Here is a 14057-nt window from a genome sequence, read left to right as displayed (position 1 = left end):
AAAATAAAAATAGTAGGAAAATATAGTTGACAGTCGTAAATTAAGTCGTTATTCTAAACTTAATCAAAAAATGAATAGATTGCGGATGATGGTTGTAGGAGAGTGTATAAGTAAGTGCACACCGAAGGAGCAAGTTCCAAAAAGACCCTTGGGACAAATCTCTCAGGTAGAAGAACTACAACAGGACGCACCTCTGGAGAGCGCGTAATTAAACGCCACCAAAGGGGTAGACTTCGATAATAATGAAGTTAAACTCTCAGGTAAAAGGACAGAGAAGGGTAGCGAAAATAAACTATCTTTTTCTGTCCTTTTTGTTTGCAATCAAGGACAGAAAAGGTAGTGAGTGAGCTACCTTTCCTGTCCTTTTTTTCATGGATAAAAAGTGTAGCAGATAGATAAGTTAGGTGTTTTAAAAATTTAGGAGGGATTTGAATGAGTTTAAAACAAAATGATTCAGTTATTTTCGAAGCAATAGAAAGTGAAAAAAAACGTCAGCATAACACATTGGAGTTAATTGCATCTGAGAATTTTGTAAGTTCAGACGTATTAGAAGCCATGGGGAGTGTAATGACAAATAAATATGCAGAAGGTTATCCAGGAAAACGTTATTATGGTGGTTGTGAATACGTTGATCTTGCAGAACAAGCGGCGATTGACCGGTTGACTACTTTATTTGGAGCCAAATTCGCAAACGTCCAGCCTCATTCTGGAGCACAGGCGAATACAGCTGTATTTTTTGCCTTACTTCAACCAGGTGATAAAGTGATGGGAATGAATTTATCGCATGGTGGACATCTCACACATGGAAGTCCAGTAAGTATGTCAGGAAAATGGTTTGATGTTGTATCGTACGGGGTGAGAGAAGATACTCAGCTGATTGATTATGATGAGCTTGAAACAATAGCCAAAAAAGAAAAACCAAAATTAATTATTGCTGGTACAAGTGCATATCCAAGAAAGATTGATTTTGCAAGGTTTAGAGAAATTGCTGATCAAGTTGGTGCGAAGCTAATGGTGGATATGGCACATATTGCAGGTCTTGTTGCAGCAGGATTACACCCATCACCAGTTCCTTATGCTGACGTTGTCACAAGTACTACGCATAAAACATTACGCGGACCTCGCGGCGGTATCATTTTAACAAATGATGAAGAGATCATTAAACAAATTAATAAAGCGGTTTTCCCAGGTATCCAAGGCGGGCCATTGATGCACATTATTGCGGCTAAAGCAGTTGCCTTCAAAGAAGCGTTACAGCCAAGCTTTAAAGAATATGCCAAACAGGTCATCGAAAATGCCGAATCACTTGGTGAAGCTCTAAAGAAAGAAGGAGCAGCCCTAGTTTCAGGAGGAACAGATAACCATATTGTATTACTTGATGTACGTCCGTGGAACTTAACTGGAAAAGAAGCGGAGAAGTTGCTAGAAGAAGCAGGTATTACAGTGAACAAAAATACGATCCCGTTTGATCCGCAAAGTCCTTTTGTTACAAGTGGAATCCGCATGGGAACTGCTGCATTAACAACACGCGGGATGAAAAAGGATGAAATGGAGAAAATCGCTAAAGTAATCGCAGATGTATTGAAGAGTAAAGGGGATTCAACGGTTTTAGCAAAGGCAAAGGAAACAACAAAAGCCATTTGTGGTGCCTATCCATTATTTCAACAACCAATCAATGTGTAAGAAAGGAGCAATCACTCATGGAATTTCAAAGTTGTTTTGACATTATTGGTCCAATTATGGTTGGACCATCGAGTTCTCATACTGCAGGTGTCGTATCAATTGGTAAGTTTGTTCACGAACTTTTGGATGGATGTCCTGAAAAAGCAGAAATTACTTTCTACGGCTCCTTTGCAGAAACACATCAAGGACATGGAACAGATAAAGCGATTCTAGGTGGATTGCTTGGAATGGATACAGATGATTCCCGGATAAAACATGCCATCGAAATGACTCATCACAATGGACTATACTATAGGCTTCAACTTGAAGAGAGTTGTCCGTATTTTGATCACCCGAATACAACGGTTATATCGGCAAAACGTAAAAACATTGAAGTTAAAGTTGGTGGTGTGTCGTTAGGTGGAGGTTTATCAAAAATCTTTATGATTAACGATGAGATGAAAGATATCCGGTTGAGCTCAAGCGATAGTATATCGACGCTTGTAGCATGCTTCCATCAAGACATGAAGAAAGAAACTGTTCTAAAGGGTGTTGTATGATGGAAATCCGGTCAATGAGTGAGCTTATTGAAATTTGTACAACTGAAAAGAAAACGATTGGCCAAATCATGCTGATGATGGAAGAGGAAAAATCAGGAAAAGATAAAGAAACAATTTTCCGGATGATGGAAGAGCGCTTAATTAAAATGAAAGAAGCTGTAGATAGCGGAACAAACGACCCCTCGTCTGCACCGAGCGGTATTTCAGGTGGGGATGCAACGAAAATGAATGATTATGTAAGACAAGGTAAATCTTTATCAGGAAGTTTTATCAGTGATGCGATGACATTTTCACTTGCTACATCAGAGAGTAATGCACGGATGGGGGTCATCGTAGCCACTCCAACTGCCGGTGCTGCTGGGATATTACCTGGAGTACTATTCTCTCTTCAGAAAAATGGAGGCACCCCAAATAACGATTTGGTTATGGGATTGTTTACGGCAAGTGCACTTGGTTATGTTATTGCTAATCGCGCTTTTATTTCAGGGGCTGCAGGCGGTTGTCAGGCAGAGGTCGGCTCAGCAGCTGCGATGGCAGCAGGAACAATTGTTGAATTGAAAGGCGGTACACCAGAACAAGCGGTAAATGCAACGGCGATTGCAATGAAATCGCTCCTTGGTTTAGTTTGTGATCCAGTTGCAGGACTTGTTGAAGTACCTTGTATTAAGCGAAATGTCATTGGAACGTCAATCGCATTTTCAGCAGCAGACTTAGCGCTTGCTGGTGTTGAAAGCCGTATTCCGTGTGATCAAGTGATTGAAGCCATGTATAAGATCGGAAAAGATATGCCCTGGACACTCAAGGAAACGTCATTAGGGGGCTTGGCGATGACAGAAACAGGTAAAAAAGTGAAAGAACGTCTCTTTAAAAGATAAGAAAAATTCGGAGATGTCTAGCTCCAGCGCCTAGCCGCTCGAGGTCACTTCGGTCCGTCAAACGTGTCAAAAGGCGCGACACTTATTGTCGGCCCTCCAGTGCTTGTCGCGGCTGAGCAAGGCGCCTGCGCTTTCATATTAAAAAACTTAATCCAGGGGGTTTTGACATGAGTAATGAAACAACGTTACAGCGTACACCACTTTTTGAAACGTATGAAAAGTATGGTGCAAAAGTAATTGATTTTGGAGGATGGGCACTTCCGGTACAGTTTTCAAGTATTTTAGAGGAACATGAGGCTGTACGGAATCAAGCAGGTCTCTTTGATGTCTCTCATATGGGGGAAGTGCTCGTTGAAGGTAAAGATGCTGAAAGCTATCTTAACTGCCTGCTGACAAATGATGTTACAAAACTTAGTATAAATCAAGCGCAGTATACAGCAATGTGTTATCCAGACGGTGGTACAGTCGATGACTTGCTCGTTTACAAGCTTAGGAATGAAAAATATTTACTCGTCATTAATGCAGCAAACATCGAAAAAGATGTTGAATGGATGAAGCAGCATGTAAAAGGCGGAGTGACAGTTCAGAATATTTCGAATGATATTGCCCAACTTGCGATCCAAGGTCCAAAGGCAGAAGCAATCTTACAAAAATTAACCGAAACAGATTTATCGGCAATTGGCTTTTTCCACTTTGCTCAAGATGTCAATGTTGATGGTATTACAGAAGTTCTCGTTTCCCGAACGGGTTACACAGGAGAGGACGGTTTTGAGCTTTATTTCGCAGCTGACAAAGGTGAAGCACTTTGGAATAAGCTAATCGACGCGGGAAAAGATGATAGCTTAAAGCCGTGTGGACTTGGTGCGCGTGATACACTTCGTTTTGAGGCTCGTCTCGCACTTTATAGTCAGGAACTTACAAGTGATATCAGTCCCCTTGAAGCAGGAATCGGCTTTGCAGTGAAAACGAATAAAGAAAGTGATTTTATCGGTAAAGAAGCTCTTGCAAAACAAAAAGAAGAAGGATTAACACGTAAGCTAGTTGGTATAGAAGTAACAGGCAGGGGCATTCCACGCCACGGCTACAAAGTCCTTTCTGCTGCTGGTGAAGAGGAAATTGGTTTTATCACATCAGGAACACAGTCACCAACTTTAAAGAAAAGCTTAGGACTTGCTCTACTATCAGCAGAACATGCAAAGGTGGGAACAAAGCTGAAAGTTGAGATCCGTAAGAAATTGGTTGATGCTGTTGTAGTAAAATCACCGTTTTATAAAAAAGGGTAAAACTCACAAGGGAACGGGTAATAATAACAGATTCATAGGAAGTGGAAATTCCGAGAATGATACGATTTTTATTGGAGACGTTTTTAACCGTTAACCTAGTATTCGCATTTGATTAGTATATATATTAGAACTAAAAAATAGATAGATTTGAAAGGATGAAAAAATGATGACGACAATTACAGCAAACTTACGATATAGCAAGGAACATGAGTGGGTATTACAACTTGAAGGAAATCGTGTACGAATCGGGATCACTGATTATGCCCAAAATTCATTAGGAGATATCGTCTTTGTTGAAAATCCAGAAGTTGATGATGAAGTAACAGCAAATGAATCGATGGGAACAATCGAGTCGGTGAAAGCAGTTTCTGAACTCTTCTCTCCTGTATCAGGTACAGTAGTTAGTGTAAATGAAGATTTAGAGGATGCTCCAGAGACAATTAACGAACAACCATATGATGCAGGTTGGTTAATAGAAGTAGAATTATCAAATCCTGAGGAACTGGCCGCATTACTAAATGAAGATGGTTACAAAGCATTTATTGATGAAGGAGAGGAATAATATGACAGCTACTTTTCGATACCTTCCTGACACGAAACAAGATCAGAAGGAAATGCTCTCGTTATTAAATGTTAATTCTGTTGATGATTTATTTGCCGATATTCCAGCGGATATTCGTCTAGACGGGGAGTTAAACATTCCGAAGGCTGATCCGGAACCGGTACTTCTGAAAAAAATGTACCAGATGGCTGGAAAAAATAAAAATGCAAATCAATATTCTATTTTTCTTGGTGCCGGTACGTATGATCACTACATTCCTAGTGTCGTTAATCATATGATTTCACGTTCAGAATTTTATACAGCTTATACTCCTTATCAACCAGAAATCAGTCAAGGTGAGTTACAAGCGATCTTTGAATTTCAAACAATGGTTTGTGAATTAACAGGAATGGATGTTGCCAATTCATCAATGTATGACGGTTTCACTTCGCTTGCAGAGGCAGCATCACTTGCCGTTGCCCAAACGAGACGTTCAAAAGTATTGGTTTCGAAAGCGGTTCATCCTGAATCACGCTCCATTTTAAATACAGTTGCACGTGGTCAAGGGTATTCAGTTGAAGAAGTAAATCTTACTGAGGAAACGACCGACTTAGAAAAGCTGAAAGAACAAATTGAAAAGGATACTGCAGCGGTGATTGTTCAATACCCAAACTTCTTTGGCTCAATTGAAGACTTACAAGAAATTAAGAAAATTGCTGCAGAAAAAGGAGCACTATTAGTCGTTAGTGCAAATCCATTGGCACTAGCACTCCTAGAAGCACCAGGTAAATTAGGGGCGGATATCGTTATCGGTGATATGCAGCCACTCGGAATTCCGATGTCTTTTGGTGGACCACACTGCGGTTACTTTGCGGTTAACAAAAAATTTATGCGTAAAGTGCCAGGCCGTATTGTCGGGCAAACGACAGATGAAGAAGGAAAACGTGGTTTTGTGTTAACATTACAGGCTCGTGAGCAGCATATTCGTCGTGACAAAGCGACATCAAATATTTGTTCAAATCAGGCATTGAATGCACTTGCTTCGGCAATTTGTATGTCAGCTCTTGGAAAGCAAGGGATTCGCGATATGGCACAGTTGAATCTTGAAAAAGCGGATTACATGGCTAAACGTTTAGAAGAAAAAGGATTTTCTGTTGTCAATAAATCACCATTCTTTAATGAATTTGCCGTTGAACTTCCAATCCCTGTTAAGGTAGTGAATGAAGCACTTTTAAATGCAGGAATAATCGGTGGGTTTGATTTAGGAACTGATTACGGCTTAGACAAAGTCATGCTCATCGCTGTGACTGATCAACGAACAAAAGAAGAGATGGACCAATTTGTAGAAGTATTGGAGGCGGTTGTAAATGGTAGAGACTAATGAGCTAATCTTTGAAGTCAGTCAACAAGGACGTGTTGGTTACAGCCTTCCTGAAAGTGACGTCGGCAAAGTTGATGTAAATGATAAATTTCCGAAACATTTAATTCGTGATACAGCAGCAGAGCTTCCAGAAGTATCAGAGCTTCAGCTCGTACGCCATTATACAGCACTGTCGAATAAAAACCATGGGATCGATAACGGTTTCTATCCGCTTGGATCTTGTACGATGAAATATAACCCGAAAATTAACGAAGATGTGGCGCGTTTTGAAGGTTTTAGCCGCATTCACCCATATCAGCCAGGCGAGACTGTACAAGGAGCGTTGCAGCTATTATACGAATTACAGGAAGAATTAGCTGAAATCACAGGTATGGATGCTGTGACATTACAACCATCCGCAGGAGCTCAAGGTGAATGGACCGGTCTAATGATGGTAAGAGCCTATCATGAGCAAAAAGGAGAGACAAGAACAAAAGTCCTAGTTCCAGATTCCTCTCACGGTACAAATCCAGCAACGGCATCGGTGGCTGGTTATAAAGCAGTAACGATCCCATCGAATAAGGATGGTTTAGTTGACCTAGAAGAATTAAAGAAACATGTTGATAGCGATACGGCAGCCTTGATGCTGACAAACCCTAATACACTTGGATTATTTGAAACAGAAATCAAAGAAATTGCTAGAGTGGTTCATGAAGCAGGCGGCTTACTGTACTATGATGGCGCCAATGCTAATGCGATTTTAGGTAAAACAACACCAGGAAAAATGGGCTTTGACATCGTTCACTTAAATCTCCACAAGACATTCACAACGCCACATGGCGGTGGTGGTCCTGGAGCAGGTCCAGTCGGTGTAAAAGAAAAGTTAATTCCGTATTTACCTATCCCGCGTATTGAAAAAGATAATGGACAATACGTATTGAACTCAAATTATCCACTTTCAATCGGTCGCGTCAAAGGCTATTATGGAAACTTTGGTATTCTCGTTCGTGCTTATACGTATATTCGCACGATGGGTCCTGATGGATTACGTCAAGTATCTGAAAGTGCGGTTCTTCATGCGAACTACCTTCGTAAAAAACTGGAGCCGTATTTTGAAGCTCCATACTCACAAGTTTGTAAACATGAATTTGTTTTATCAGGATCAAGACAGAAAAAATTGGGCGTTCGAACACTTGACATGGCAAAACGTCTTCTAGATTTTGGCTACCATCCACCGACAATCTATTTCCCTCTAAATGTAGAGGAATGTATGATGATTGAGCCAACAGAGACAGAGTCAAAAGAAACGATGGACGCATTTGCTGATGTCATGGCTCAAATTGCTAAAGAAGTTGAGGAGAACCCAAGTGTTGTACTAGAAGCACCACATACAACTGTCATTGGTCGATTGGATGAAGTGCAAGCAGCCCGACAACCAATCTTACGTTATAAAAAAGAGGAAAAAATTGATGAGAAACTAGCAGACAAAGAACTAGTAAAATCCTAAACTACTTCTACAGTTGAAAGTAAACCACCGGGAAGGAAATTCACTCCTGGTGGTTTATATTAAACCAAATTGAGGGACATTTTAAGTTTCAGTCATAGGAGTGATAAGATGCCGATCGAGTACGTCCGTAAACCAGAATGGCTAAAAATTAAATTAAATACGAATGCAGAGTACACCGGAATAAAAAAGATGATGAACGAAAAAAACCTGAATACGGTCTGTGAAGAAGCAAAATGTCCGAACATACACGAATGCTGGGCTGAACGTAAGACGGCGACATTCATGATCTTAGGGAGTATTTGTACACGTGCTTGCCGTTTTTGTGCGGTAACAACGGGACTGCCGACCGAGCTCGATTGGGAAGAGCCAGAACGTATTGCCGAATCAGTAGAGCAAATGGGATTAAAACATGCCGTGATTACGGCTGTTGCTCGGGATGATCTCAAAGACGGCGGAGCTCAAATTTTTGCGGAAACAATAAGAGCAGTACGCCGACGTAATCCATTTTGTAGCATTGAAGTACTTCCATCGGATATGAATGGGGAATATGAAAATTTACAAACCTTAATGGATGCAAAGCCGGATATACTAAATCACAACATTGAAACAGTGAAGCGTTTATCTCCAACAGTCCGTGCCAGGGCAACATATGAGCGTTCACTAGAGTTATTACAACGAGCCAAACAACTTAGCCCAACGACTCCAACTAAATCAAGTATTATGATTGGTCTTGGTGAAACAAAGGAAGAAGTTATCGAAACAATGGATGATCTCCGCGCTCATGAGGTTGATATTTTGACTATTGGCCAATATTTACAACCGACAAAAAAACATTTACAAGTCCAAAAGTATTGGAGCCCGCAAGAGTTTCAAGAATTGAAGGAAATTGCAATCTCAAAAGGCTTTAGTCATTGTGAATCAGGACCGCTTGTTCGTTCTTCTTATCATGCTGATGAGCAGGTTGAATCAGCACGGGTTAATGCCTAAGCTTGTAAGATCTGGATTCGTGAGAAAGGAGGGGATTCGATGGTTATTACACTTACAGATACTGCGTTACAGAAGCTAAAAGGAATCGAGATCAATGAAGAACGTTCAGCACGAATTGATGCTGATGTAGCTGGAGGCTGTGGGGTGTCAGTCAAGTTTTCGTTAATTGTTGATGAGCCCCGACGAAACGATACGGTGATTGAGTATGAAGGAATTCAAATTCGCATCGATCGGTTTACAAAACGGTATTTAGATGAAGAAACTCAAATTGATTATTGTGAAGAACAAGGGTTTCTCGTTGGGGAAAGCTTTGAATCAAGTGCATGTGCGATTGAAATAGATTAAGAGGAGAAAAGAAAATGCAGAAATCAGGAACAGAACGAGTGAAACGTGGAATGGCGGAAATGCAAAAAGGCGGCGTCATTATGGATGTTGTCAATGCAGAACAAGCAAAGATTGCCGAAGCAGCAGGTGCTGTTGCGGTTATGGCACTAGAACGTGTACCAGCTGACATCCGTGCCGCTGGTGGTGTAGCGCGTATGGCAGATCCGAGAATTGTTGAAGAAGTGATGAATGCTGTTTCAATTCCAGTGATGGCAAAAGCAAGAATCGGGCATATAGTTGAGGCCAAAGTGCTTGAAGCAATGGGTGTTGACTACATTGATGAAAGTGAAGTATTAACACCAGCTGACGAAGTGTTCCACCTATATAAACGAGACTTTACCGTACCATTTGTTTGTGGTGCTCGGGACTTAGGTGAAGTTTGCCGCCGGATTGGTGAAGGGGCATCAATGATCCGGACAAAAGGTGAGCCCGGTACAGGAAATATTGTTGAAGCAGTTCGTCATATGCGCATGATGCAAGCGCAAATTAAGAAAGTTGCTTCAATGTCTACCGATGAACTAATGACGGAAGCAAAAAATATAGGCGCTTCATACGACTTATTACTTCAAATTAAAGAAACAGGAAAGCTGCCAGTTGTAAATTTTGCTGCGGGTGGTGTAGCAACCCCTGCCGATGCGGCTCTCATGATGCAGCTAGGGGCAGATGGTGTGTTTGTTGGGTCTGGTATCTTTAAGTCTGATCATCCAGAAAAATTTGCAACTGCAATTGTCGAAGCAACTACTCATTACGAAGACTATGAATTAATCGCCAATCTATCAAAAGGATTAGGGAATGCAATGAAAGGGATTGAAATCTCAACCCTTCAACCTTCTGAACGAATGCAAGATCGTGGCTGGTAGAATTGGAGTAGAGTAAAGCAGAAAGATTGATAGTGAAAGAGACGAGGGGGAGAATTTGTTGGCAAAAGAATATGATGTTGTCATTATCGGTGGAGGTCCTGGCGGATATGTCGCGGCAATTCGTGCATCTCAATTGGGGCTAACAACGGCAGTTATTGAAAAAAGTAAAGTTGGTGGAACTTGTCTACATGCGGGGTGTATCCCAAGCAAGGCCTTGTTAAGAAGTGCAGAAGTATATGCCAATACGAAGCACGGTGAACAGTTTGGTGTCATTGCCCCAGAAGTTAGTCTCGATTTCTCAAAAGTACAATCCAGAAAAGAGGAAATTACAGATCGTTTGTTTAAAGGGATCCAACATTTATTGAAAAAAGGAAAAATCGATGTTTATGAGGGTAAAGGCAGTATTTCAGAAGCAAAAGATGTTTTGATTGAAACTAGCGATGGAGAACAAATCACACTTCATTCAAAAAACATTTTAATTGCAACAGGATCTCGTCCTAGAACACTTCCTGGCCTTGAAGCAGATGGACAATACGTGATGACTTCAGATGAAGCATTACAAATGGAAACCCTTCCTAGTTCGATTATTATTGTTGGCGGTGGCGTTATTGGGATTGAATGGGCATCAATGCTCAATGATTTTGGTGTGAAAGTAACTGTGGTTGAATATGCTGATCGCATTTTACCGACAGAGGATAAAGATGTTTCAAAAGAAGTACAACGATTAATGAAGAAAAAAGGTGTGAAAATCGTAACAGGTGCGAAGGTACTTCCAGATACATTAGAAAAGGGCGAAGGTGTTGCGATTACAGCTGAACATAAAGGAAAAGAAACACAGTTTTCGGCTGACAAACTATTAGTGTCTGTTGGTCGAGTACCAAATACAAGCGGAATCGGTCTTGAGAATCAAAACATTAATGTTGATCGTCTGTTTATTAAAACAAATGAAAACTATCAAACAAGTGAACCTACTATTTATGCGATCGGTGATGTGATTGGTGGGCTACAACTTGCCCATGTTGCCTCACATGAAGGAATCATCGCAATTGAACATATGGCAGGTAAAGAGACTTCACCACTTGATCTGACGCTTGTTCCAAAGTGCGTCTATAGCAATCCAGAAGTAGCGAGTGTCGGTTTAACAGAAGAAGAGGCAAAAGAGAAAGGATTCGAAGTAAAAATAGGAAAATTCCCATTCCGTGCGATTGGAAAGGCGTTAGTTTATGGTGAATCGGATGGCTTTGTCAAACTTATCGTTGAAGAAACAACTAATAAGCTATTAGGAGCACATATGGTTGGACCGCATGTAACCGATATGATTACTGAACTAGGTCTTGCTCATGTATTAAACGCAACATCTATGGATATTTCACATACCATCCATCCACACCCGGCCTTATCTGAAGCAATTGGTGAGGCTGCATTAGCTATTGACGGTAAGGAGATTCATGCTTAAGAAGAAAAAAGGAGGGAGGAAGAGTAAATGCATACAGAAAAAGAGGTTAGTCAGGCTACTCTGTTAATTACGTGTCCAGAAAAACCAGGTATTATCTCAGAGATGTCTAATTTACTGCTAGAGCACAGCGCTAATATTATCCACTTTGACCAACATACTACTGATCCTAAATCAGGGATGTTTTTTATGAGAATTGAGTTTGAATTAGAAGACTTTAATTCTTCGTTTAGTACTCTTGAACAAAACTTACATTTGATGGCTGAAGATTATCCAATGGAATGGACGCTGAGTAGTAAGAAAAAATTAAAACGAATGGCCATTTTTGTATCAAAAGCCGATCACTGCCTAATGGAGCTAATCTGGCGTTGGAAATCGAACGAAATTCAAGTAGACATCCCAATGGTCATTAGTAATCATGAGGATTTAAAAGAAGAGGTTGAAGGGTATGGTATTCCATTTTATCATATTCCGATCTCTTCTGATTCGAAAGAAATTGCAGAAAAGAAAGCATTAGAACTGCTAGATGGAAAGGTAGACTTTATTGTTTTAGCAAGATATATGCAAATTCTTTCTCCTAGTTTTATAGCGAAATACCCAAATCAAATCATTAATATCCATCATTCATTCTTACCGGCATTTGTTGGCGCAAATCCTTATGCAAGAGCATTTAACCGCGGGGTTAAGCTGATAGGAGCAACTGCACATTATGTAACGAATGATCTTGATGAAGGGCCGATTATCCAGCAAGATGTGGAACGAGTAAATCATCGTTATACGATAGAAGGGTTGAAAGTTGCAGGACGACATGTAGAACGTCTTGTTCTTGCCCAAGCTGTTTCCTGGCATATTGAAGATAAAGTGATTGTCCATGGTAATAAAACGATTGTATTTACATGAGTTTTTCTGTTCATTTTTATCAAGATAGACAACTCATTACAGCCAGCCTAGTTTGTTTAGGTTTGGCTGTTTCTTTCTATAATATTAGAAAAATACTAGTTGAAAATGACGTTTACGAGTAGAAGTTTTTAAATGAATTGATAAAATCAATTTTAAAAAATGATTAAAGATAATTTTATTATGAATATTAGCAAAAAAATAAGGCTACTGGGACGTTCCAGTAGCCTTATTCTTATCGCTCATCGATTAACTAATCTCTTTTTCAACAGAACGAGCCGCATTAACATTACCGTAGAAATTTGTGAAATAATCATTGGTCTCAGCTACGACAACTTTCCAAAGAAGGAGAAGGGCAATTAAGTTTGGAATCATCATTAATGCATTGGCCATATCAGCAAATGCCCAGACTGTTGTAAGGTTAGCAACTGTCCCAATACCACAAGCGGCAATATAAATAAGACGATAACCTGCAATTCCTTTAGAGCCAGCTAAGTATTCAAAGCACTTTTCCCCGTATATATACCAGCCAACGATTGTTGAGAAGCCAAAGAAGATAACCGAGAAGGAAACAATATATTCACCAACTACACCTAGAACAGAAGCAAACGCTGCACTGGTCAATGCGCCCCCTTCAAGTGCTGCGTCATGAGTCACGCCAGAAAGTAACCCGCCAGATGGATCCCAGAAACCTGTAATAAGCAGTGTTAAACCAGTCATTGTACATACAATAATCGTTACGATAAATGTACCAGTCATGGCTACGAGTGCTTGTTTAACAGGGTGATCTGCACGTGCGTTCCCGGCGATTAATGCTGCTGTACCAAGACCTGCTTCGTTTGAGAAAATTCCACGAGCAACACCATTACGTATAGCCTCGGATACGACAACACCTAGGAAACCACCAGCTGCAGCAACAGGATTAAAGGCATAATGAAAAATTAATTGAAAAGCTGGGATAATCATATCGTAATTTAGTATAAGAATGATGATTGCTCCCCCTATGTAAAGGAACGCCATAATCGGAACAAAGAAACTAGCAACGGTACTAATACGCTGAATTCCACCGAAAATAATAAAGCTCACTAATAAAACTAAGATTAAGCCAGTAACCCAGTTAGCAATGCCAAAGCTGTTGCTTGTTACATCAGCAATCGTATTGGACTGTACGCTGTTTCCAATACCCAAAGCGGCAAAGGCACCAAATAAGGCAAAGGTAATCGCTAGCAGCTTATATTTTTTCCCCAGGCCCCGTTCGATGTAATACATCGGCCCACTTGAATATTCACCATTGTCATTTTTTACACGATATTTCACAGCAAGCAAGGCTTCAGCGTACTTTGTCGCCATACCTAGTAAACCAACAACCCACATCCAAAAGATTGCACCAGGGCCACCAAGTGTGATAGCAGTTGCAACACCAGCAATGTTTCCGTTCCCTATAGTCGCAGCGAGTGCTGTCATAAGTGCCTTAAAATGACTTACATCTCCTTCAGCAGCAGCATCATTATGATCTTCTTTACCAAATCCAATCTTAAATGCATAAATGAGATGGCGAAATTGCAATCCTTTTAAAACAAATGTTAAAAACAAGCCTGTCCCAAATAATAAGATAAGACTTGGAGGACCCCATAATACGTTATTGATTTTTCCTAATATCTCTAAGATATCCATTTTATCACTCCTAA

13 protein-coding genes and 2 riboswitches are annotated in these 14057 nt (G+C 40.4%); of the genes, 12 read left to right on the top strand and 1 reads right to left on the bottom strand.

Translation table 11 applies throughout. From position 1 onward, the window contains the following. Window positions 1-85 precede the first annotated feature (85 nt). A riboswitch (glycine riboswitch) is annotated at window positions 86-188 on the top strand. A gap of 3 nt (window positions 189-191) precedes the next feature. Continuing rightward, a riboswitch (glycine riboswitch) is annotated at window positions 192-274 on the top strand. Window positions 275-432: 158 nt separating this feature from the next. The 12 genes from glyA (at window position 433) to purU (ending at window position 12372) form a co-directional block, all read left to right on the top strand. Next, entirely contained in the window at window positions 433-1683 is a 1251-nt protein-coding gene (gene glyA / locus ACJ2A9_RS02560) for a serine hydroxymethyltransferase (RefSeq protein WP_441420031.1), read from the top strand. Window positions 1684-1700: 17 nt separating this feature from the next. Beyond that, window positions 1701-2222 carry a serine dehydratase beta chain gene (locus tag ACJ2A9_RS02555; protein ID WP_441420030.1) on the top strand — a complete coding sequence of 174 codons (522 nt, stop codon included), beginning with the start codon at window positions 1701-1703 and terminating at the stop codon, window positions 2220-2222. Then, window positions 2222-3097 carry an L-serine ammonia-lyase, iron-sulfur-dependent, subunit alpha gene (gene sdaAA / locus ACJ2A9_RS02550; RefSeq protein ID WP_441420029.1) on the top strand — a complete coding sequence of 292 codons (876 nt, stop codon included), beginning with the start codon at window positions 2222-2224 and terminating at the stop codon, window positions 3095-3097. Before ACJ2A9_RS02555 ends, sdaAA begins: the two co-directional genes overlap by 1 nt. A 167-nt stretch (window positions 3098-3264) precedes the next feature. After that, complete coding sequence (gene gcvT, locus ACJ2A9_RS02545) at window positions 3265-4380, top strand: glycine cleavage system aminomethyltransferase GcvT (RefSeq protein WP_441420028.1); 1116 nt, start codon at window positions 3265-3267, stop codon at window positions 4378-4380. Window positions 4381-4546: 166 nt separating this feature from the next. Continuing rightward, on the top strand, window positions 4547-4942 hold the full coding sequence (gene gcvH / locus ACJ2A9_RS02540) for a glycine cleavage system protein GcvH (protein ID WP_441420027.1): 396 nt from the start codon (window positions 4547-4549) through the stop codon (window positions 4940-4942). Between the two features lies 1 nt (window position 4943). Continuing rightward, entirely contained in the window at window positions 4944-6302 is a 1359-nt protein-coding gene (gene gcvPA / locus ACJ2A9_RS02535) for an aminomethyl-transferring glycine dehydrogenase subunit GcvPA (RefSeq protein WP_441420026.1), read from the top strand. Continuing rightward, entirely contained in the window at window positions 6289-7788 is a 1500-nt protein-coding gene (gcvPB, locus tag ACJ2A9_RS02530) for an aminomethyl-transferring glycine dehydrogenase subunit GcvPB (RefSeq protein ID WP_441420025.1), read from the top strand. The genes gcvPA and gcvPB overlap by 14 nt, the downstream gene beginning before the upstream one ends. 108 nt (window positions 7789-7896) lie before the next feature. Further along, window positions 7897-8775, top strand: coding sequence for a lipoyl synthase (lipA, locus tag ACJ2A9_RS02525; protein WP_441420024.1), 879 nt, complete (start codon window positions 7897-7899; stop codon window positions 8773-8775). 39 nt (window positions 8776-8814) lie between these two features. Continuing rightward, window positions 8815-9120: an iron-sulfur cluster biosynthesis family protein gene (locus ACJ2A9_RS02520; protein ID WP_441420023.1), complete on the top strand. Its 306-nt coding sequence runs from the start codon at window positions 8815-8817 to the stop codon at window positions 9118-9120. Between the two features lie 14 nt (window positions 9121-9134). Next, window positions 9135-10019: a pyridoxal 5'-phosphate synthase subunit PdxS gene (pdxS, locus tag ACJ2A9_RS02515; protein ID WP_441420022.1), complete on the top strand. Its 885-nt coding sequence runs from the start codon at window positions 9135-9137 to the stop codon at window positions 10017-10019. A gap of 58 nt (window positions 10020-10077) precedes the next feature. Further along, window positions 10078-11475 (top strand): dihydrolipoyl dehydrogenase, encoded by a 1398-nt coding sequence (gene lpdA, locus ACJ2A9_RS02510; protein ID WP_441420021.1) that lies wholly within the window; start codon window positions 10078-10080, stop codon window positions 11473-11475. Window positions 11476-11502: 27 nt separating this feature from the next. Next, the gene (purU, locus tag ACJ2A9_RS02505) at window positions 11503-12372 is read left to right on the top strand and encodes a formyltetrahydrofolate deformylase (RefSeq protein ID WP_441420020.1); all 870 of its coding nucleotides are present in this window, start codon (window positions 11503-11505) and stop codon (window positions 12370-12372) included. Between the two features lie 246 nt (window positions 12373-12618). Here the strand turns inward: purU and ACJ2A9_RS02500 are convergent, their stop codons facing one another. Beyond that, the gene (locus ACJ2A9_RS02500; RefSeq protein WP_441420019.1) at window positions 12619-14043 is read right to left on the bottom strand and encodes an alanine/glycine:cation symporter family protein; all 1425 of its coding nucleotides are present in this window, start codon (window positions 14041-14043) and stop codon (window positions 12619-12621) included. Window positions 14044-14057 lie beyond the last annotated feature (14 nt).

The organism is Anaerobacillus sp. MEB173, assembly GCF_052119505.1.
Classification (GTDB): Bacteria; Bacillota; Bacilli; order Bacillales; family JBJMAU01; genus JBJMAU01.
This window is presented reverse-complemented; position numbering and strand designations above follow the sequence as displayed.